We start from the raw sequence: 21,153 nt of genomic DNA on the forward strand, positions 1-21,153 counted from the left end.
AATCTGTTTATATTAATATGGCTCATCGGGTGCGTTAATTCAAATCTCCCACGCATCCGATGAGCCAAAATTATATCACAATATTATTTTACATTATTTTGCGGTTGTTGCACGCTTAATTTCAATGTTTAACAGTTCTGTAAACTCCGATAATTGGGCATCCGTCCAATTCAATTGTTGAGCCATATGGGTAATGACTGCCTCTTTGTGTGCCAATACCGATGCGATATTAAAGAACATATTACCAGTACGGCGCACAAAGAAATCGACAGGCGTCGTCACAAGTTCATGCTCAATGCCATATTGCAGCTGTGCAAATAATGCTTTTGGCATCGTACCGTTTACGTTAGCCACATAGCTAAATACTTTTTCAACATTCGAACCGTAATGCTGGGCTAAATAATCCGCTTCTTCATGCGTTAAGCCAGCTTTTACACCTGACTCGATCTTTTTCGAAATAAACGTTTGGATATGCTTCGACCCGCCTACCTCACCACCAGAAATCGGGATGTCTTTTGTTATACATGGCTTGCTTGCTACACCAAATTCTGTATTTAAGCTAGCCGCAATTTTATCCACAACAGCTTCCGCCATCTTACGGTAGCCTGTTAATTTACCACCCGCAATTGTAACTAGGCCTGAAGCGGATTCCCACACTTCATCGTGACGGGAAATTTCTGATGGCCCCTTTCCCTCTTCATGAATTAACGGACGTACACCAGCCCAACTTGATTCAATATCTGTATCCGTTACTTTTACATTAGGGAACATATAGTGAATAGCGTTCATAATGTAATCACGATCGGATTGTTCAATATCCATATTACTAGGATCACCTTCATAAAACGTATCTGTCGTACCAACATACGTTTTACCGTTACGCGGAATCGCAAAAACCATGCGGCCATCTGGTGTATCAAAATAAACTGCCTGCTTTAACGGGAACTTCGATTGATCAAATACGATATGCACACCTTTTGATAAAATTAAGTGTTTACCGCTTGTTTTCCCTTCAATGCTACGTACATCATCTACCCATGGACCTGCTGCGTTCACGACTTTTTTTGCATGAATTTGAATTGTCTCATTAGAGAGTAAATCTGTCGCTTCAATGCCGATAATTTTTTTCGCATCATTATATAAAAAACCTGAAGCTTTTGTATAGTTTGCTAAAACGGCACCTTTTTCAATCGCAGATTTTGCCACTTCAATTGTTAAACGTGCATCATCAGTACGGTATTCAACATAAACCCCGCCGCCTAATAAATCGGCTTGCTTCACTAAAGGTTCTTTTTCTAATGTTTGCGCACTCGTTAACATGTAGCGGCGCTCTGATTTTTTAACACCCGCTAAGAAATCGTATACACGTAACCCAATAGATGTAGAAAATTTACCGAATGTGCCGCCTTTATGGAACGGTAATAACATCCATACTGGAGTCGTTACATGCGGTCCATTTTCATAAACGATTGCCCGTTCTTTTCCCAATTCGGCTACTTCTTTAATTTCAAATTGTTTTAAATAGCGTAAACCGCCATGCACTAATTTTGTTGAGCGACTTGACGTACCTGCCGCAAAATCCTGCATTTCAACTAATGCCACGGATAAACCGCGCGTAATGGCATCAAGTGCAATTCCCACACCTGTAATACCGCCTCCGATAACTAAAACGTCATATTCTTTGCTCTGTAAATCATTCATGATGACTGAACGTTGTAAAGCTGATGCTGTTGACATAATGATTCCTCCTTAATGTAGACAAAAAAGAGAGACCTTAAAGCATCACACAAATATCGCTTTGTGCGTTCTTTAAGGTCTCTCTTTAACTCAAACCGGTCTATTAACTTGACCTTATCTTAACGCCACACAAGAAAAAATGCAAGACATTTACATCATTAGTTCTGATTTCGTTCATTTAGAATTTGGTAAGTCTAATAATAAAACTACATTTATTTTTATTAACCAAAAAACAGGTCAAAAATATTTGAGGCTGAAGATGATTTTTTATTATAGAACTCTGAATATCCACAGTTATTGCAGTAAACGACTATAAACTGATTGTGCTGAACATCAAACATTTTGGATAACCCTGTACCAGTCATCGCCACTTCTTTCTTGCTTGCATCCTTACTTCCACATTTTATACAGCCTTTTTCAGACATATATGCTCCCCTCTCCAACTAAACGATTAGTTATACTTTTATACGGAATCGAGTTGAAAAAAGTTTCAGTAATTACGATTCAACACAATAAATGGAATCCACGCTATCCTTAAAAACGCCTTTCTAATCGTTGTCATTATTAATATCGAATTCAAATTCTCCATTTACTTGATTGGCAAATTCAATTACTTTATTATTCATAACAAGCTCACGAGTCTGCTGACGATTAAAACAAATAACCGTAACTAATTTACATTTCAAATTGTAATTATCTTTATACTTTTTAATAATCTCTATTGAGTTATATAGTGTATTTATAATGGTATGAATTTGTTCCTCTGGATGGTTTGTCATTTTATAATCTAGCCCATACTCCCATGCAGTTTCAAATCTTATATGTTTTGTTTTACCTCGAATACATTCCTCACCTTTTCTGTAAGCTTCTGTTGGAATGATTCCTATTTCTCTAGTGAATTCCTCCAAAGGGAAATCTTCTCCAAATAAAGTGAAGTATGCCCTCGTTTCTGAACAATAATCTTCTATTATAAAACACCTCAATTTTATACTCTTATAAATTTCAAAGGACATTTTTTATTGACTTACTTTTACTTTTAAAAAAGCTTCTCCAACTGATAATCCTCAATCAATTCAATATTTCTTCTATTATCAATATAGTTCTTTATTTGCTGTATTATATTAGGCAGCAGCAAGATTGAATCCAATTTTTCTATATGAATCCATTTCACCGCCGTTTGATTAGGATCTGGATATTCGGGTAATTTGGGGATCGAACCATTCTTTAAAGTACATTCAAAAATAACGTGTAGTCCATGTTTGGCATTCTCATCATAATCACCGGATTGCTTATGTGGGGGAAACTCATAAATTAATGCTATCGGTCCAACTTCAACATCTGCAGTAGTTTCTTCAAACACTTCTCTTGCGACACCCTCTATTATTGTCTCCCCGGGTTCAAGTCCCCCACCCGGTAAATTGTAATGTATCCCATTATCATCATACTCCACTAAAAGTACCGAATTATTTTCGATGATCAATGCTGTACATCTTATTCTTACATGTGACATTTCCCCACCTCATTTTCTTCTATATATTTAGATAGTCACTTGTTTTTCCATAAGGTACATTTTAGCCATTGTGTAAGCATGCGCTGTGAACAATTGTGTATTAATCTGCTTTGACTTTATCAAACGATCCATTTCATTAAAATCAATTAAATTAATAGTAAGCTCTTCAGTATCATCTAAATCTTGTTCGAATTCCTTAATGGCATCGAGCAATAAAAAAGTAATTACCTTGTTATTTTGAGTGGCCGGATTTACCATGAATTCTCCCAAAAGAATAGGCTTTTTGTCTGAAATAAAACCGGTCTCTTCCCTTAATTCCCGGATTATTGCTTCCTCATATGTTTCATTTTCTTCTATTTTCCCAGCAGGGACTTCAAGGTAAAATTCATTTCCAGCATAACGGTACTGTTCAACAAGGACAATCTCATTTTCCTTTGTTATAACGACGGCGTTTACCCAATCAGAATATTCGTTTACATAATAATCGTCTATCACAATACAGTTAGGAAGCTTGCATTCGTCTTTTCGAATATTGCCGAAAGGACTTTTATGTATATACTCTGATTTTAAAGTTTTCCATTTATCCATAATAACCTCCAACCTTTCTCGCCATATTTTAATCAGCAATTAAAGATTAACATAATTATCCAAAATAACTTGTTTATTAGCACTAATATTTAAAATAAAAATGAAAAAACAGGTATAGAAACAAGTGAAGTTTACGTAAGAAAAGCTTTCTTTTTCCAAAGAGTAAAAAGACATAGGTTAGCCTGAACTAACCTATGTCTTTTCTAATTTATTTAATTTTACTATTTATAGAAAATGGAGCACTTTTATACGATAAATGCAAAGTATAAAAGGAATAACAGGCAAAGCACATACATAATCGGATGCACTTCTTTAGCACGCTTTTGTGCGATTAGGCAAATTGGATAAAGTACAAAGCCTAAACCGATTCCGATTACCACGCTAGAAGTTAGTGGCATCATAATTATTGTTAAAAATGCCGGAATGACAATCTCTAACTTTGTCCAGTTGATTCGACGGATTTCCATAGCCATCAATGCACCGACAATAATTAATGCCGCGGATGTTACTTCCACAGAAATAACGCTAACAAGTGGTGAGAAGAATAATGCAATGACGAAACATGCTGCAATAACGACTGACGTAAAGCCGGTTTTTCCTCCAACAGCAATACCAGCAGAAGACTCAACGCTTGTTGCAGGTGTTGATGTACCTAATACAGCTCCAATTACACCGGCAGCTGAATCGGCAAGTAACCCTTTTCCGATATTCGGAATTTTATTGTCTTTCATCATGCCTGCTTGGCTTGTTAGTCCAATTAATGCACCTGCTGTGTCAAAGAAAGCAACAATAAGGAACGTGAAAATAACTGTCAGGATTTCCGCTGTAAAAATTTCATCTAAATGACCAAACACAACACCAAATGTTGGTTCAAGGCTAGGAATACTACCAACGATTGAAGATGGTACTTCAATTTTACCAAACAGCATACCTACAATTGTTGTAATGACCATAGCGTAGAAAATACCGCCGTTAATACCTTTTACTAACATAATGATTGTAAGGAAAATACCTAGAATTGCTAATAACGTCATCGGTGAAGTTAAATCGCCAATCGCCACAAATGTATCTGGATTACCAACAATAATGCCACCGTTTTTTAATCCGACAAACGTGATGAAAAATCCAATCCCTGAAGCAATCGCGAACTTTAAATCACTTGGAATAATGTTAATAATTTTTTCGCGAATTTTAAATAAACTTAAAATCAAAAAGATGATGCCGGCAACAAAAACACCTGTTAAAGTAACTTGCCAATCAATCCCCATTCCAATACAAACTGTAAAAGTAAAGAATGAGTTTAATCCCATACTCGGTGCAATCGCGATCGGGAAGTTCGCAAGTATGCCCATTAGCAATGTACCGATAATTGCAGTAAGTGCAGTTGCAGTAAATACAGCTCCATGATCCATGCCAGATTGACTAAGGATAATGGGATTGACGATCAAAATGTAAGCAATTGATAAGAAGGTCGTAATCCCAGCAAGTGTTTCCGTTTTATACGAAGTACCCCGTTCTGCAAATTTGAAAAAGTTTTTCATGTTGTAATCTCCTAGTTGCTGTAATGTTAGCAATTAATTTATTATCCTAGAATAAAAAAAGCTTTGACCACGAATGGCCAAAGCTTCTCTACAAAATGGAATAAAAATAGAATTTAATTCCCATTCCTTGTAGTCAGCTATTATCGGTAGCTGGTAGAAACTTTCAAGCCATCTTCTTGAATTTATACAAGGTATATAATATTTTCTAAAAACAATAGTAGAATAATATCAAGTTAAATTTAAATCGTCAATAGAATAAACAACAATATTTTTTGTTTTAATAATATATAAATATTCAAAAGAGAGCAAAAAATCAGTACTCACCCCAAACTTGTCAGTAAAACCATAATTCCATTCGTAATACCATGAATCAGCACAGATGGCCATATCGAATTCGTACGCTCATATGCAAGTGCAAAAATAACTCCGCTAAAGAAGTTTACCGGCATTACATTTAAAGCAGGGATATGTACAACTGTAAAAATTGTTGAACTGATTGCAATTGCTCCGTAAAACCCGATCCGCGTACGCAACCACCGATATAAAAATCCACGGTAAAAAAGTTCTTCATAAATCGGTGATATTACAGCAGCTGAAACAAAAGCAATTAGAACGGTAAGAAACGTTACATTCTGCTGTAATGATTCCGTTTTGCTATTCTCCCAAGTGTTCCCTATAAAACTAGTCAGTATGACGATGATCACCGCGCCAACGAGTAAAATGACAGAATATCCAATGATAATTTTCCAATCACTCATTTTAAAACGCTTAATTCCAATTTCACTCCAAGAAAGCGCTCGTGGACGGAGCGCAACTATATAAACTCCTGTTATTAAAATTATCGCTATCGTTAACCCCATTATTGTTCCTGCATATAAATCATTATTCAGCCATTGTGAATACATCGGTGAAACTACACCTTTTAAAAAGCCTATAACGAATATAAATTCCAGTAACAATAATAAAATAAATTCTTTTCTTCCCCAAGGATCCCTTGCCTTCCATCGTTTATCGTTTTTATCCATCCCTTTACCCTCTTCCTTTAAATGGTATAATGCCACTATATTGGATTACGTAACGTAACCTGCAAGCATTTTTTAGGGGGAATAACATGAAACGATGGACGACAGGTGAAGTCAGTAAACAACGGAATATATCTATGCGAACACTTCGCTATTACGATCAGATTGATCTCCTTACACCCAGCTTTAAAGATGAGCATGGAAAACGATATTATTCCGAAGAAGACTTATTCACATTAGAGAAAATTATTATTTTAAAATCTCTTTCTCTTCCTTTAGAGGAAATTAGAATTTTGTTGGATAAATTAACGTATAAACAGATTCTTATTTCACATTACAACCATTTGCAAGAACAGTTATCAAAACTTCAAACGAGTATAGCGAACACGACATCATTAATTAACATGATAGACGTGGAACATGATTTATCATGGGAACATGTTTCGAAACTTGTTCATCGCTCACAAACCACGGCAAAAAATTGGATCGATTATTTTCAATATGACGAAAAGGTTCTTTTGCAAAAATTAATCCCTAGCCTAAGTCATAATGATGTAATAACACACCAGTATATTGTGTTGTTAAATGAAATTGAATCCTATATAAAGCAAGGTATTCAGGCAGAGTCGAAGCAAGGTATTGAAATTGCCAAGAAGCTAATTAAGCTCTCTGATGAGACGTTTCAAGGGGACGATCATTTAATAGAAAAGTTCTGGGAAGTAAGAAAACTGCCCGATGAAGAAACCGGTCTATATCCGATTTCCAAAGATGTATTGGAGTTTGTCGAACGGTGCATTGAATATGCGACAGCTAATCCGTTTGAATAATTCTTTGTGGACGGCATTATCAATCACATAGAAAGGCTCGATTCCACTTATTGAAATCGAGCCTCTAATTATTATTTGAAGGTAGTTAACTCTTTTGATACTGCATTTAAAAACTCATCATCAAACCTGTAAATGTGTTTGCCTTCTGTATTACTAATTGTGATTGCATCATCGATTATTCCGCCTCTTAAAGATATTTGTTTGAAAGCTCTAATATCCTTATCTAACAACTGTATATCGCTTAGTGAATTTGCTAATGATTCTTTTAACTTATTTGATGAAGTTTGATTTTCCGCTTTATCTATTACTGCTTCCATCAGCTTTAAAAGGTTCCCTTCATCAAGGTTGTTCGGCTCTGTAACAGCCATCATTAATGCTACGATTCCTTCTCCATTTAAATGATTGGCGCCTTTCTTAAATTCCAATACAGCTTGAGTTATCCCTCTTACTGTAATATCATCCTGCAAACCATACTCTACCCCACCTATCGAATCAATGAGCGAAGAAAAACTCCTGAGTTCAATCACTGCATGATAATCAATCGGTATATCAAAAAGATTGGAGACAATGGTTCTCACATTTTTAGCGCCCCCATGATTATACGCAAATAACAATTTGTCGTTTAAAACGGTCCCTTCATCTTTTTCAGCGACAGGTACATATGTATCATAAGGAATCGATACTACTTTCACCATTTTTTTGTCTGTACTGTATGAAAGTAAAAGGTTGAGGTAAATTCGATCATCCATTTCTTCAGACTTAACCGTAATTAAAGTTGTTAACACTTTTGCCTCTTCTATTCCTATGGTGCCTGCAACTGTTGGATTCGTTTCTTTATTTACACTAATGCTGCTTATTTCTTTATTAATTGTTGCAGGAAGCATTGACCGAAGAAATAAAAATAAACATAGACCTACAATTAATAAAGCCGTTGTAACTGGGATTATTTTGATTGGTAGAATCAAAGATTTTTTTTGTATTTTACTTTTCTGTAAGCTATGGATTTTTTCGATTACTTCAGTTCGGTCCTCTTTCGTAAAATTCAATTCCTGATCTGACCTATCATTGAATTTACCTCTGAATCGATTATCTTCCATTAAGTTCCGCCTCCTTTATCATCGGCTCTAACCGTTGTTTCGCTCTTCTTAATCGAGTTTTCACAGTATTCGCAGAAATATCCAAAACACCGGCAATTTCTTCTGTGTTTAATGAGTTATAGTAGTATAGATAAACAACTTCCCGATAAATTTTTGGAAGAGATAGAATGATATCTTTTATTTCTTCATCTTGATATTTATCAATTACGGTTTTTTCTATTGATGGTCGTACAGCCTTAGTTGTTTCATTAATAAAACTTTTAACCTGTACCATTTTGTAGTGCCAACTTTTTAAATAATCTTTGCATTCATTGATGGTTATACGATAAAGCCATGTTTTGATTTGCGCTTCAAATCGATAGGAATCCAGATTGTTATAGCATTTAATAAACGTATTTTGAACAAGATCCTTCGCAATTTCTTTATCCCTCACATAGGAAAATGCAAGCCGCACCAGTTCATTTCCGTATTCAATCATTATTTTTTCTAATAAATAATCCTTTTCTTCACTGTCCAATATACTGCCCCCCTTACAATTAAATTTCAATTCTGCTATTAGACGATTGTCAATTCAATACAGGTTCAAATTCCCAAAAACACTTATTTATACAATTATAATTAAAATATAAAAAACCTGTATCTTAGATTTTCGAGTAATCAAAGATACAGGCCTTATAATATTCTGTGCGGCAAAAGAGATTATAGCGACTGAAGTTCATCCACTGTTAAGAATCGATATCCTTCGTTCGAAAGTTCTTTTAAAATCGTTTCAACAACTTCCAATGTTCCCCCGGTTTGATCATACATTGGATGCAGCAAGATAATCGAGCCCGGTTGAATGTTTTTCATTACATAATTGATTTCTTCATCAACTCTTGTATAATACGTTTCCGGATCCAACGACCACATAATCGTTTCCCTGTTGGTCTTATTTAAATAATACGGTAACCCTACGAATTTTTTCCCGTAAGGTGGGCGAAAGTCAATTTCCCCCTCATACCCAATGCTTCGAATTAGTTCATCTGTTTTTTCTATTTCCTCTTCAATAAAAGAAGGCGATTTTAAAACCATTCTTTTATGCGAATACGTGTGATTCCCAATTTGATGTCCTGCTTCAATTAATTTTTTTGCTTCTTCAGGATGCTTTTCAATTTCATTTCCGATAAGGAAAAACGTAGCTTTTACCTTGTATTCATCCAACAATGGCAAAAGCTGATCCACATTCTTTGTCGGACCGTCATCAAATGTTAAAGCAATAACCTTGTCTTTTGTTTCCGCTTGGTAGGTCAACCCTCCAAAAAATTGAAACGTTCTTAATTTAGTAACTTTGAACATCCCTGCAAATAAAAGAGCCATTAATATAACTGCAATTATTAATTTCTTTTTCATCTTCGGTTCCTTTCTTTAATAACCTTTAAGCAAAACTACTGTAGAAATATATGCTACTTTAGTAAAACAAGCACTTACTACCAAGCCAATAAGCCAAAAAAGTCTGTCGAAAACACTGCGAGTAAAAACAACGAAATAACCCCTAATTGTACAGCCGTAAAAATATAATCATTTTTGTTTTTTGCATATCTCTTCTCCATAACAATTCTGACAAGTTCAGTTATCACAATAAAATCAAACATTAGAATATGCGTTTGTAAAAACCAAATGTGCTTTGAAGGATCGTGGTTAACATTAATGAAAAAACCGAATAACACAAAAACAATAAATGTAATTCTGATGGCCCAATCTATTTTTTTATGTTGTTCATTTACATGGTTATAAGAGAAGAATTCTTTCTTTTCAACGTTAAGTCGTTTTCTTAAAAACTTATTAATACAAAATAGTACAAGTCCAAAAATTGACGATATTAAAATCAAATTTGTTAAAACATTTTCCACGATTTTTCACCACCTAATTTTCACTTCACAATTGCGCAATGTTTTCGAATTCATCTTTTAACAACCCATAGTAGGTCAAATCATAAAACTGTCCAAAGCGTGATACATGTTGCTTTAATGTGCCTTCATATTTCAAACCGATTTTCTCCATTACCTTCCATGAACCAGTGTTTGATGTAAATGAAGCTGCAAATATTTTATTTAATTTAAGCTGGTTAAAACCATATTCCAACAATGCTTTTGCTGCCTCGGTTCCGTAACCATTTCCCCAATACTCTTTTCCAATCCAATATGCTAATTCACCTCTTTGATACGAAATGGACAAATTTAAATTAATCAGTCCAATTAACAGTTTTGTTTCTTTAATAATAATCGCAAACATGACAATCTTATTATTTTGTTCTGCAGTTTGGATACTTTCTATAAATTGAGAAGCAGAACCTTTAGGATATGGATGAGGTATATTTAATGTAGACTTTGCTACATCATACTCTCCTGCCAATTCTTCAATTCTGTCTGAATCATCAAATGTTATTGGTCTTAATAGTAATCTTTCGGTTTCTAATTTGTGCATCTACATCCCTACCTTCTCTTTATTTTTTGCTAGATATTATATTAGATTTATCCCTTACTTCGAATTTATATAGTAAATAAGATGATCTTTCCACTCGTCAAATTCGTAAATAAATCCTTTTCTTATACATTCAAATTGCAGGCCAACACTTTCTGCTAACTTAATAGAAGGAAAGTTATCCAGATTTATGTGCGCTTCGATCCGATGATAATTCAGTTTATTAAAAGCTAGTGTAATCGCAGCTTTTACAGCTTCCTTTCCATATCCTTGTAACCAAAATTGGTTGTGGATGGTGTAACCAAATCTTGCCCATTGAAATTCATCTCTCAACATTGTGGAAAAATCAACTGAACCAATATGCGCAAGATCCTCTTTTCGGAAAACCCCAAATACATAAACTTTATCTTCTGAAGCAAGCCTTTGATGACGATCTACCAAATCTCCAAACCAATTTTTTATACAAATGCTCATATCGATTTTACCTTCATCGTATTGATGCTGTGATGGCAATCTATTTTCAAATGCGGATAACCACGATGTGTAATCTTCTTTTTCAAGGGGTCTTATTACTAGTCTATCCGTTTCTATGTAGTCATTGAATTTCCTCAAAAAAACACCTCAACTTCTAAATCATAATTTCGCTCTACTTATATGATTCTAATTTAATTTATATTTTGGGTTGTTTATTATTTCATTGATCACATCTGAGATATCATCAAGCGAAGTATTGCCTGTATCAATAATGTGTTTTTCACTTAATCCTGATTCAATGAACTCATCTATTAAAATCACACATCGTTCACCCATTCTTGCGCTTGGCACCCTCATACTATCCCTAGTCAATAAAGTCCCCTTATCGGTCCATAACACTACATAAATCACTTGCACATTTAAACTTTTAAGATTTTTGTTAACCCACTCTGCTTCTTTAGGGAAGGTTACATAATCAACGACGACGTCTAATCCATTCTTAATAAAGTTCTTTGTGAGACTCAATATGTTATCCCAAATCAATACTTCTTCTGATCTTTCCCATGGGTTTTTTCTTCCGTTAATGTGCATATGACTAACATCATCACCAGAAATATAGGCACTATTCTTAAATTTTTTAATCAGTTCTTTTGAAGTTGTTGATTTTCCTACCCCAGCAGGACCTGAAATAATGTAGACCTTATTTGCTGCCTTTTTATTCATTCGTTCAACTCCTAAAATGAGAATTAATTTTCAACAACGTTTCCCATTAAACCCATTTAAGTTATAATTTCCTTATTATTCTACTAGAATGAGGTGCGAAATGTTATCTTTATTTAAATATAATTGGCAAGTACGTGAAGATTGGTTCAATTGGTGTGAATCATTACCGGAAGAGGAATTTCAAAAAGAACGGGTTGGTGGTATGAAAAGTATACGAGAAACACTTACCCACATAATAGATTGTGAGTTGCTCTGGTTGAATTCATTAGTTGATGAAAAAGTAGTTTTTGAAAGGCGACAACTACTTACACAATTGAATGAGATCAAAGAATATTCGACTTTTGTCCAATCGTTTACTGAACAGTTCATTGAACAACTTCCTTCAGACTATGAAAATAATATTATAGAAGTACAGCGACGAGACGGTTCAATATTAGAATTTACGCAAAAAAAGATTTTCGCTCATATGATAACGCATGAGATACATCACATTGGGCAGCTATCCGTTTGGGCTAGAGAAATACAGCGAAAGCCGATTTCTTCGGATTTAATCATTAGAATTTTTGAGTAATCCATTAAGCATTGTCCCTTTGCCCTTAAATAAATGGAAAATTTATGTTAAAATTTTTACAGGATGTACTTTAGGTTATATAACAGTCATGTCAGTTCGTGGAAAACATAACAGGGGGTAATTAAGTGGATGCTTTGATGTTAGACGGATGGACTCCTTTATTATTGTTAGGATTATTCTTTGCATTTATGATGTTTTTTATTGCCCGTAAAGTTTCAAAAAATGTTTTACTTTTAACTTCTGCTATAATGAGCCTACTTTGTATCGGATTAATACTTTTCAGCATATTTGTTGTTGGTGGTTGGGAAGGCATGGGTCTTTGCTTTTACTATTTTTATAGGCGTTTGGATAGGTACTATTTTTGGTATTATTTATCAAAACACGAAGTAAGGGCTTTAGTTGAATAAGCATATTAAACGCTCAGGGATATTTAAAAACTGAGCGTTTTTTATATTCTCTACTGCCATATTACAGCTGACTTATATATGAATTTACATTACCAAATCTATTATTTCTTTTACCCACTCGATGTTCTCATCAACTCCGTATTGCTCACATAATTTCTTGTGAATTTGAATAAATTCCGGAATGATATTTTTCATTACATTAAAAATTTCTTCTTGTTCTCTATTGCATTGCCACTGAATTAACAGTGATAATTGTCGTTCATTTAGTTTGCTTCTATCCCCTTCTAATTTTGCCCAATCCCCAAAGGCATTCGGTTGTATGCCTGCTTCCATATACCAACCAGTTATCATGGAAAACCTTAAATTATCTATATTGTGAAGTGCATAATAGATTTCATTTCTCATTACTCTTCTGTACGCTTCATGCAGATAAGCAAAAAATTTTGTTCTCCAATGTTCTATTTCTTGAACAGATGGTCTATACGTTAAATCCGCTGATTCTGTTACTACATCATGGATCAAACCTGTTGGATCATGGACAATTTTTAATTTCTGAGTCCATATAGATGGCTTCATATCCACCTTTTTATAATAAAAACTGTCCACTTTTATAAATGACCTGTAATGTGCCGTACTGTAATTTGCCCAATGAAAGTCTTCAAAGTAAAGAACATTTCCCCAGTTACTGGCCCGTTGCTTTTTGTTCAACCTATACTCTTCATATACTTCTTCTTTCACAACTATACGGAGATCGATATCAGAATATAGATCCGTTTCCTCATTTCCGATGGACCCTCCGTAAAAAACAGCCAAAACATTCTCATCATTGATTAAATCAAGTTCAATTGCTTCCATTAATTCCTGACGATGCTTCCGAAGACCAACATCTCGTTTTCTTTTTTTAGTTTCTAATCCCACACATTCTAAAACAGCTCCTTCGTTTCTACGTCCTTTTATTAAAATTCGAAAATGGAATTCACTAATCCTCTTTTTATATATTGTAGTTTTTAAAGCAATCGAGGCATTAGCCACCATGCTACAATATAAATGCTCAATACTCCCCACGCAACAGTTGCTATTATCCACCTAAGGATTATTGGAGTAGCTGAACTATCGTGAATTTTATCTTTCAAGCTCCTCATTTTAATTGCACATACAACCATTCCGGTGACGATGAGTACAATTGCGAGAATTGATAATGCATCCATAAATTAACCTCCAATCTCCCTTTGTTAAAGATTTGAAATTAGCTTTTATAAAAAATATCAGAGCCCGTCCTTCACGTATGCAACTACACCTAAAACTGCCCCTATTGCCCCACCAATAAAAACAGGAATAATGTAGCTGGATTTTTTCTTTCCCTCGTTTTGTAACTTATTATTTAGAGTCATATAAATTCCTCCTTTATGTATCTATACGAATATATATGGTAAATGTTTCAACTTTTTGTATTCATAAGCAATGTCAACGTTCAAAGTATGACGTCCTCCTGTCGAATTAAAGGATTTCATTGAATAATCTAGAAATAAAAGTTTAGATGTATTAAAAAAGTTAGGTGGTAATTGTGATGATAGAGAATTTAAAAGAGCATTTACAGCAGTTAGAGGAAAGTCATACTGGTTTAGAAGTTAGAAGGAGTAAAGAAAAGCTTGATGCAATTTTAGCAGATGACTTCTTTGAGATTGGCAGCTCCGGTTATATTTACGATAAAAAAGAGTGTCTTGAAACTGGTGTTGTTTTGACAGAAATGAAGCTGCACAACTACGAAATCTACCCGCTCGCTCATGACATTGTCTTAGCTACTTATTTTTTAGTCGATACAACGAGAGAAAGAAATACACTACGTAGTTCGATATGGAAATTGATTGACGGGCATTGGCAGCTCTATTTCCACCAAGGTACGATCACGCCACTTCAATTAACTAGTTTTACTAGCAGTTCATCAACAGAGAATTTGAATGTATCCAAATAATGAGAAGATGGCTATGGGTAATCTCTATCGGTGTCATTGTTTTGGGCTGGTTTATTTTTGATATGTGGCAAGAGTCTAGCAGAGATGCCATAATAGGAACAGCTTTGAGTAGTAATATTGATACTATTTCAGTAAGAGATGCCAAAACAAATGAAGAAATTTTAGTATTTACGGATTCGGATTCTGCTTTTACTCCTATGGTTGAAATCTACAGGTTCCACTATGTACAGTTGGAACGGACAGATAATAAGATATTTAAAGAAGAGCCACTGCTCGAAATCGAATACTTACAAGAAAACGAAGTCAAGTATGTAGTGAGGGTCCATCAATTTAATAGTAAGCCAGCACTAGCACAGTAATTGGAAGACAGGTACATGTATTCTTTAGAAGATAACGATAAAGTGTATCTTTTTGGAGTGAAAGGCAATAATCAGCTAGTAAAAGTGAATGACGGCTTAAAAACGCTAATGGATATCATTACTTCTAAGTAAAAAACAGCGACAATCTCGTATAATTATTATTGTCGCTGTTTGTATTTTGTATAGTATCATTAATTATAATTGATGTTTTTTTATGCCTTTACTTTAGATTCAACAAATTGGCTGAAGAATGAAAGGATTTTTTGGTAAACCGCAATTTCATTTTCTTTTTTAGAGAATCCATGACCCTCATCTTCAAGAAGCATATATTCGACTTCACGGCCTTTATCTTTTAACGCCTGCACAATTTGATCCGATTCTTCCTTCACAACTCGTGGATCATTTGCTCCTTGAATAACAAGCATTGGTTTTGTCATCGTCTCTAAATACGTAATCGGAGAATATTCGATAAACTTTTCTTTGTCTCTTTCAGGATTTCCTACCCACTGATCCATCATCGGTTTCCAGTCTTCCGGAACCGAATTGACAAAAGAAAACAAATCAGACGGCCCAAAGATATCGACTACAGCTTTGAAATAATCCGCATGTCGTCCGTGAAGCAACAATGCCATATAGCCACCATAGCTTCCACCCATCAATAAAATATTCCCCTTCTCTGCATAACCGTTGTCAATAAGCCAATCGAGACCTGCAACATTATCAAGACGCGGACCGTATCCCCAATCTCCGTCCACCATTTTCATGAAAGCTAATCCATAACCCGTTGACCCACGGAAATTTGGTGCAAAAATACTATAGCCATTATTTAAAAAGAATTGGAATGAAGCTCTAAAGAATTTTCGCTCTGCAGCTTGCGGACCACCGTGTGGCCAAAAGATGATTTCCCCATTATCATTTTCCTTATTAGCTTTGAAAAATAAAGATTCAATTTCCAGCCCATCAAAAGAAGCATACGAAATGACATCCGGCTCCACTAATTCGCTATGTTCGACACCCGGAACTGTATATTGTGTAAGAGAAGTCCATTCATTATTTGTAAATCGGTAAATATTATCCGGTTTAGTAGCAGTTCCGCCTAACATATATAAATTCCCTGACTTTGTCACAACTAACTTATCGATAGTACTACATGGCGTTTGTATTTTCACCCATTCATCTGAGCCCAAATCATACATGTATACAGTATCTTCTACACCCTTTTCACTAACTATATATAGGTGCTGCTTGTGTTGGTCATATTTCAGGGTAGTGAAGCTTTCATTCTCTATATCTTTCACTTTAGTAAATTCATTTGTCTCTAAATTATACGAGGCCAAGTATGTAAAATCTGCGTCGTAGTCCGTTAAAAAATAAATAAGATCATTTGTTGCGAAACAAGCGTCACTAACTGTGTGCTGACAATCGGTAGACGGTGTTAACAAAGTATTTTCGTTCCCCCGTTTTGCATACAACAGCGAATGCGTATTTGAATACCCCATCATATAAAGAAGGGTTTCTTCATTCGGGCTTAAACCAATTGATAATGTAGGAGTAGTTTTTCCTTCTAAAATCAATTCTTCCGCCCCTGTCTCCAGGTCATATTTATACGTATTCAAAAAAGAAGGGTTTCCTTTTGATGAAGTGTAATAAAGCTTTTTCCCGTCTTCCGAAAGAATCATTCCTGTATTGCGCGTTCCTTCTTCATTAATAATCGGTTTTAATGTACCCCCATGAAGAGGCAAACCATAAAATTGTGTATTTTCATTGCCATCTTCATCAAAACCTGCCAAGATGAATCGTCCTTGTTTATCATACAGAAGCCCATGACAGCTCTGATTATTGAATGTCAGCTGTGTCGGGAATGTACTTGGCAGATTCATTGCCCATAAATTATACTTTCCGCTTAAATTTGTACTGAAAACAAGTTGATTTTCATCCGGACTCACCGCAAAATCTCTAATTGAAAATGTCCTTAAAAACTGCTCTGCCCCTGGTTTAGGAAATGAAACCATATTGAATACTCCTCCTTAATGTTTAAATTGTAAAAACTGTATTATTACTAAATTACCATAAATATACTTTTATTTGAAATAAAATAATTGAATATACGAAAAATTGTATACAATTATTAAACCATTCGTAAAATAGTATTACAAATTAACTGAATTCACATATATTCATTTATAGATTATAAAAAACAAAAAAAGAGTAATACAGAACACCACCTGTTTACTCTTTTGCTCATATAAATCTTTACAAAGGTATATTTGAATCCTTCAACCGCACATATACCATTATTTTTATTCATAACTACCATTTAGCCTGTAAAATGATTTTCTATAATTTTTTCATTAATGAGTGCAGTTTTTCCCTCTTTTTTTATTCCATTTAATATTATATCCATATAGGTATTCACTAACTCTTCTTCTGACACTTCCCCATCCGGATCATACCAATTATACGAACGGTTAACCATGCCTAGAATTCCAAAAATGACAATATCACATCTAAGGTCATCCCTGAATTCCCCTTTTTCTATTCCTTCACCTAAGAGTTTTTGAAGCTTAATTCGAAACTCTTTACGATAATCATTGATTAACTTTAATTGATTATCATCGAGATGCCGAAATTCACGATTAAATACTCTTGCACTCTTCCCATGTATTTTAATATTTTTTATAATTAAAGAGATTAAATTATTCATTTTTTCTTTATTACTAAGATATTCATCATTAAAAATTACTTCTTGTTCGGCTAATAACTCTTTAATATAATTTAAGTGAATATCCATTAGTAATTCTTGTTTACTTTTAAAGTAATAATAAAAGGTACCCTTTGTCACACCAATCGTATCAATAATATCTTGAATGGAAGTTTTGCTGAATCCCTTTTTATCAAAGAGGTCTATACTTTCTTTTAGAATTCTTCCGCGCATTTAAATTACTCCTCAAGTCATTATTTTTTTACAATTTTAGTTCACTCCCTTTCGATTACTAAAGAGATTCCTTGGCCTCCACCGATACAAGCTGTAATAAGGGCGAATTTCCCAGCCGATCGTTTCAATTCATATACAGCTTTTGTTATTAAAATTGCGCCTGTTGCACCTAATGGATGCCCATGTGCAATTGCTCCGCCATTAACATTTAGTTTTTCCGGATCGATTCCCAATTCCCGGTCACAGGCGATAACCTGTGCAGCAAACGCCTCGTTCAATTCGATAATGTCCATATCGGATAAAGAAAGATTCAACTTCTCTAATAATTTTTTCGTTGCCGGTACGGGACCAATTCCCATAATATTAGGGTCTACTCCTGCAACGGTTGATCCTTTAATCGTGGCTAATGGTTGAATTCCTAATTCTTCAGCCTTCTCTCGAGACATAATGACCATTGCTGATGCCGCATCATTCAGTCCGGAACTACTACCTGCTGTAACAGTTCCATCTCTTTGGAAAGCCGGCGATAGCTTTGCTAATGCAGCTAACGTTGTATTCGGACGCGGATGCTCATCTTTGTTAAAAAGAATCGGCTCACCTTTACGAACAGGAATACTAATTGGAACAATTTGTTCATCAAAACGCCCTTCATTAATTGCCGTTGCCATTCTTAGTTGACTTCTTAAGGCATACTCATCTTGTTCCTTTCTTGTAATATCGTATTTTTTTGCAAGGTTTTCTGCAGTAGTTCCCATGCCCGGGTTTCCGATTTCTTCAGGAGCAAGTAACGTTTTACGAGACCTTGGCGGGATTGAACTGTATGCTTGTTCTGGACGCTCATATTGATATGGTGCACGGCTCATGCTTTCAATCCCCCCGGCAACATATATATCACCTGCACCAGATTGTATCGCTTGGGCAGCTAATGCTGCTGCATTAATACCTGAACCACATTGCCTGTCTATTGTTAACCCCGGTATGTTGACAGATAAACCGCCCTGTAAAGCTGTCAATCTAGCAATATTGCCGCCACCACTTAAAACATTTCCTAAAATCACATCATCGATCATTTCAGGATTAAGATTCACTCTCTTGATTGCTTCTTTAATAACTTCTCCTCCATACAGATGAGCAGGAAGACTTGCTAATGCCCCACCTTGTTTTCCAATCGCCGTACGAACAGCTGATACAATGACAGCATCTCTTTTCATATATGGTCTCCTCATTATCAGTTTATATTTAAAGGATTTGCCCCTATCCTATTTGAAATCGAGACAAACCCTTTTTAATTAATAACGTTCAAATATTAATTTTCCCTTAACCACAGCTTTTTGATGCTGGTTTATAGCTTTCACATCAAAGATTAGTGATTGATCCACTATGTCAACTAAATCAGCCTTTAAAGTAAGAACATCATTTAAAAACACCATTCCTGAAAATCGAATATTATAATCTTTTATATAGCCCTCATCATAATAAGCCGTAAACAGCTTGGAAAGGTTGCCCATCGTCCACATACCATGAGCAATAATTCCTGGTAGACCAGCTTTTTTAGCTTCTTCATCAATTGTATGAATCGGATTAAAATCACCGGAAGAACCTGAATACTTGATTAAATCCATTCTCGATACTGGTTCTAGTGTCGTTTCAAGAGATTCACCTTTTCTTATATCTGCTAAAACAGTCATACGTTTAAGGACCTCCTTACCGTTTCCGTGATGATTGTGATCGACTCTTCAGTGAAAATTAATCTCCCATCTCTGTCTTCACCATACCGTGTCATCTTCAGGAAGCCCATTTTTCCGGTGCTGCCTTCTTTTTCATAGTAATCTTCTATTTTCGAGTAGCAATAGACTTCCTCTCCAACCAAAAGGGGGCGTTCATAATGATAAATCTGTTCACCATGTATTAATCCTTTTAACGGTAATTTGAGTCCATCGATATAACCAGATCTGAGCACCCTTGGAAATGTAGGGGGAGCAATATTTGTGCCATATCGTGATTGTTTACCAATCTCTTCATCAGTATAGATTGGATGATTATCTCCAATGGATTCAGCAAATCTTCTTACAAGCTCTCTTTCAATTACATTTCTTACTTTGTTAGAAGTTAGTCCAATATATTCTGTATACAAAACTTCATCCCTTCTCTTTAATTTGTCGGTCCGCCAGCTACATAGAGTACTTGCCCGTTTACAAATGAGGAATTTTCATCGGCAAAGAAAGCAACTGCATTTGCGATATCACGAGGCTTTCCAACTCTGCCAACAGGTATTTTACTGGCACCTGCTTTCAGGAAATCTTCAAAAGGTACACCGATTCGCTCTGCAGTAGCTTTCGTCATATCTGTCTCGATAAAACCAGGTGCAACTGCATTTGTAGTAATGCCAAATTTCCCGAATTCTCTCGCCAGTGTTTTTGTCAGACCTTGTAAGCCAGCTTTAACCGTTGAATAGTTTGCTTGCCCGGGGTTCCCTAATGCTGAAGTTGAAGAAATATTAATAATTCTTCCATACTTCTGCTGAACCATGTATTTTTGTGCTGCACGCGTTGTATTAAAGGCACCTTTCAAGTGAACATCGATTACCTGATCCCAGTCATTATCTGTCATTTTAAATAGTAAGTTATCGCGGATAATGCCTGCATTGTTAACCAAAATATCAATTGATCCATATTCCTTCATAACTTGTTCCATCGCTGCCTCAACTTCATGTGAATTTACAACATTTGCCTGTATAGCTAAAATGTCGAATCTCTTTTCTTTAAATTCAGACTGTACATTTTGTAATGCTTCCGTATCAATATCAATTATGGCTATTTTTGCTCCTTCTTCAGTAAAAGTTTCTGCAATGCTTTTCCCTATACCGCGACTACCACCAGTTATAAATGCAACTCTATTTTCAAATCTTCCAGTCAAATAAATTCCTCCTG

At 35.1% G+C, this 21,153-nt stretch carries 28 protein-coding genes and 1 riboswitch; of the genes, 5 read left to right on the forward strand and 23 right to left on the reverse strand.

Annotated elements, in window-relative coordinates; genetic code table 11:
- Window positions 1–93: 93 nt before the first annotated feature.
- The 7 genes from MHH37_RS11640 to MHH37_RS11670 all read right to left on the reverse strand — a co-directional run bounded on the left by MHH37_RS11640 (window position 94) and on the right by MHH37_RS11670 (window position 6,401).
- Window positions 94–1,737, reverse strand: a complete 1,644-nt coding sequence (locus tag MHH37_RS11640; protein WP_342573119.1) for a glycerol-3-phosphate dehydrogenase/oxidase — start codon at window positions 1,735–1,737, stop codon at window positions 94–96.
- A 221-nt stretch (window positions 1,738–1,958) separates the two neighbouring features.
- On the reverse strand, window positions 1,959–2,162 hold the full coding sequence (locus MHH37_RS11645) for a zinc ribbon domain-containing protein (RefSeq protein WP_008403962.1): 204 nt from the start codon (window positions 2,160–2,162) through the stop codon (window positions 1,959–1,961).
- Window positions 2,163–2,285: 123 nt separating this feature from the next.
- Window positions 2,286–2,750: a DUF4279 domain-containing protein gene (locus tag MHH37_RS11650; RefSeq protein ID WP_342573124.1), complete on the reverse strand. Its 465-nt coding sequence runs from the start codon at window positions 2,748–2,750 to the stop codon at window positions 2,286–2,288.
- Between the two features lie 23 nt (window positions 2,751–2,773).
- On the reverse strand, window positions 2,774–3,247 hold the full coding sequence (locus MHH37_RS11655; protein ID WP_342573126.1) for an NUDIX domain-containing protein: 474 nt from the start codon (window positions 3,245–3,247) through the stop codon (window positions 2,774–2,776).
- A 27-nt stretch (window positions 3,248–3,274) separates the two neighbouring features.
- Window positions 3,275–3,835 (reverse strand): NUDIX hydrolase, encoded by a 561-nt coding sequence (locus MHH37_RS11660; RefSeq protein WP_342573127.1) that lies wholly within the window; start codon window positions 3,833–3,835, stop codon window positions 3,275–3,277.
- A 245-nt stretch (window positions 3,836–4,080) separates the two neighbouring features.
- Window positions 4,081–5,376 (reverse strand): NCS2 family permease, encoded by a 1,296-nt coding sequence (locus MHH37_RS11665; RefSeq protein ID WP_340798700.1) that lies wholly within the window; start codon window positions 5,374–5,376, stop codon window positions 4,081–4,083.
- Between the two features lie 110 nt (window positions 5,377–5,486).
- Window positions 5,487–5,586: riboswitch (purine riboswitch) on the reverse strand.
- A gap of 110 nt (window positions 5,587–5,696) precedes the next feature.
- The gene (locus tag MHH37_RS11670) at window positions 5,697–6,401 is read right to left on the reverse strand and encodes a type II CAAX endopeptidase family protein (RefSeq protein ID WP_342573130.1); all 705 of its coding nucleotides are present in this window, start codon (window positions 6,399–6,401) and stop codon (window positions 5,697–5,699) included.
- An 86-nt stretch (window positions 6,402–6,487) separates the two neighbouring features.
- On the opposite strand from MHH37_RS11670, the gene MHH37_RS11675 reads away from it, so the two are divergent.
- Window positions 6,488–7,225: a MerR family transcriptional regulator gene (locus tag MHH37_RS11675; protein WP_342573132.1), complete on the forward strand. Its 738-nt coding sequence runs from the start codon at window positions 6,488–6,490 to the stop codon at window positions 7,223–7,225.
- Between the two features lie 71 nt (window positions 7,226–7,296).
- Here the strand turns inward: MHH37_RS11675 and MHH37_RS11680 are convergent, their stop codons facing one another.
- From MHH37_RS11680 to MHH37_RS11710, 7 genes are all read right to left on the reverse strand, one after another.
- Entirely contained in the window at window positions 7,297–8,322 is a 1,026-nt protein-coding gene (locus MHH37_RS11680) for an LCP family protein (RefSeq protein WP_342573134.1), read from the reverse strand.
- Window positions 8,312–8,839, reverse strand: coding sequence for a sigma-70 family RNA polymerase sigma factor (locus MHH37_RS11685; RefSeq protein ID WP_342573135.1), 528 nt, complete (start codon window positions 8,837–8,839; stop codon window positions 8,312–8,314). The genes MHH37_RS11680 and MHH37_RS11685 overlap by 11 nt, the downstream gene beginning before the upstream one ends.
- A gap of 182 nt (window positions 8,840–9,021) precedes the next feature.
- Window positions 9,022–9,711 (reverse strand): polysaccharide deacetylase family protein, encoded by a 690-nt coding sequence (locus MHH37_RS11690; RefSeq protein WP_342573136.1) that lies wholly within the window; start codon window positions 9,709–9,711, stop codon window positions 9,022–9,024.
- Between the two features lie 77 nt (window positions 9,712–9,788).
- On the reverse strand, window positions 9,789–10,211 hold the full coding sequence (locus MHH37_RS11695; protein ID WP_342573138.1) for a DUF4181 domain-containing protein: 423 nt from the start codon (window positions 10,209–10,211) through the stop codon (window positions 9,789–9,791).
- Between the two features lie 25 nt (window positions 10,212–10,236).
- Window positions 10,237–10,785 carry a GNAT family protein gene (locus MHH37_RS11700; protein WP_342573139.1) on the reverse strand — a complete coding sequence of 183 codons (549 nt, stop codon included), beginning with the start codon at window positions 10,783–10,785 and terminating at the stop codon, window positions 10,237–10,239.
- Window positions 10,786–10,839: 54 nt separating this feature from the next.
- The gene (locus tag MHH37_RS11705) at window positions 10,840–11,394 is read right to left on the reverse strand and encodes a GNAT family N-acetyltransferase (protein WP_342573140.1); all 555 of its coding nucleotides are present in this window, start codon (window positions 11,392–11,394) and stop codon (window positions 10,840–10,842) included.
- Window positions 11,395–11,442: 48 nt separating this feature from the next.
- Complete coding sequence (locus MHH37_RS11710; protein WP_342573141.1) at window positions 11,443–11,979, reverse strand: AAA family ATPase; 537 nt, start codon at window positions 11,977–11,979, stop codon at window positions 11,443–11,445.
- 100 nt (window positions 11,980–12,079) lie between these two features.
- Here MHH37_RS11710 and MHH37_RS11715 point away from each other — a divergent pair, with 100 nt between their 5' ends.
- A complete protein-coding gene (locus MHH37_RS11715) occupies window positions 12,080–12,550 on the forward strand; it encodes a DinB family protein (RefSeq protein ID WP_342573144.1) in 471 nt (156 codons plus the stop codon).
- A gap of 125 nt (window positions 12,551–12,675) precedes the next feature.
- Entirely contained in the window at window positions 12,676–12,957 is a 282-nt protein-coding gene (locus MHH37_RS11720; protein WP_342573146.1) for a YesK family protein, read from the forward strand.
- Between the two features lie 84 nt (window positions 12,958–13,041).
- On the opposite strand, the gene MHH37_RS11725 is transcribed toward MHH37_RS11720, so the two are convergent.
- From MHH37_RS11725 to MHH37_RS11735, 3 genes are read right to left on the reverse strand one after another with little or no spacing between them, the layout of a single operon-like run.
- Window positions 13,042–13,992, reverse strand: a complete 951-nt coding sequence (locus tag MHH37_RS11725) for an aminoglycoside 6-adenylyltransferase (RefSeq protein ID WP_342573147.1) — start codon at window positions 13,990–13,992, stop codon at window positions 13,042–13,044.
- Complete coding sequence (locus MHH37_RS11730; RefSeq protein WP_342573148.1) at window positions 13,965–14,165, reverse strand: phosphate starvation-inducible protein PhoH; 201 nt, start codon at window positions 14,163–14,165, stop codon at window positions 13,965–13,967. Before MHH37_RS11730 ends, MHH37_RS11725 begins: the two co-directional genes overlap by 28 nt.
- A gap of 57 nt (window positions 14,166–14,222) precedes the next feature.
- The gene (locus MHH37_RS11735) at window positions 14,223–14,348 is read right to left on the reverse strand and encodes a hypothetical protein (RefSeq protein WP_342573150.1); all 126 of its coding nucleotides are present in this window, start codon (window positions 14,346–14,348) and stop codon (window positions 14,223–14,225) included.
- A 176-nt stretch (window positions 14,349–14,524) separates the two neighbouring features.
- On the opposite strand from MHH37_RS11735, the gene MHH37_RS11740 reads away from it, so the two are divergent.
- Both MHH37_RS11740 and MHH37_RS11745 read left to right on the forward strand, forming a co-directional pair.
- On the forward strand, window positions 14,525–14,929 hold the full coding sequence (locus MHH37_RS11740) for a DUF4440 domain-containing protein (RefSeq protein WP_008403984.1): 405 nt from the start codon (window positions 14,525–14,527) through the stop codon (window positions 14,927–14,929).
- Between the two features lie 104 nt (window positions 14,930–15,033).
- Window positions 15,034–15,288: a hypothetical protein gene (locus MHH37_RS11745; protein ID WP_342573152.1), complete on the forward strand. Its 255-nt coding sequence runs from the start codon at window positions 15,034–15,036 to the stop codon at window positions 15,286–15,288.
- Window positions 15,289–15,500: 212 nt separating this feature from the next.
- Here MHH37_RS11745 and MHH37_RS11750 read toward each other — a convergent pair whose 3' ends face one another.
- The 6 genes from MHH37_RS11750 to fabG all read right to left on the reverse strand — a co-directional run bounded on the left by MHH37_RS11750 (window position 15,501) and on the right by fabG (window position 21,139).
- A complete protein-coding gene (locus MHH37_RS11750) occupies window positions 15,501–17,300 on the reverse strand; it encodes a prolyl oligopeptidase family serine peptidase (protein ID WP_342573154.1) in 1,800 nt (599 codons plus the stop codon).
- Window positions 17,301–17,605: 305 nt separating this feature from the next.
- Entirely contained in the window at window positions 17,606–18,223 is a 618-nt protein-coding gene (locus tag MHH37_RS11755) for a TetR/AcrR family transcriptional regulator (RefSeq protein ID WP_251687412.1), read from the reverse strand.
- A gap of 41 nt (window positions 18,224–18,264) precedes the next feature.
- A complete protein-coding gene (locus tag MHH37_RS11760) occupies window positions 18,265–19,434 on the reverse strand; it encodes a thiolase family protein (RefSeq protein ID WP_342573158.1) in 1,170 nt (389 codons plus the stop codon).
- Window positions 19,435–19,512: 78 nt separating this feature from the next.
- A complete protein-coding gene (locus MHH37_RS11765; RefSeq protein WP_340735194.1) occupies window positions 19,513–19,911 on the reverse strand; it encodes a MaoC/PaaZ C-terminal domain-containing protein in 399 nt (132 codons plus the stop codon).
- Window positions 19,908–20,357 (reverse strand): MaoC family dehydratase N-terminal domain-containing protein, encoded by a 450-nt coding sequence (locus MHH37_RS11770; protein WP_008403997.1) that lies wholly within the window; start codon window positions 20,355–20,357, stop codon window positions 19,908–19,910. The genes MHH37_RS11765 and MHH37_RS11770 overlap by 4 nt, the downstream gene beginning before the upstream one ends.
- 17 nt (window positions 20,358–20,374) lie before the next feature.
- On the reverse strand, window positions 20,375–21,139 hold the full coding sequence (gene fabG / locus MHH37_RS11775) for a 3-oxoacyl-ACP reductase FabG (protein WP_342573162.1): 765 nt from the start codon (window positions 21,137–21,139) through the stop codon (window positions 20,375–20,377).
- Window positions 21,140–21,153: the final 14 nt, after the last annotated feature.

The sequence above is a fragment of the Solibacillus sp. FSL K6-1781 genome (assembly GCF_038630735.1).
Lineage (GTDB): Bacteria > Bacillota > Bacilli > Bacillales_A > Planococcaceae > Solibacillus > Solibacillus silvestris.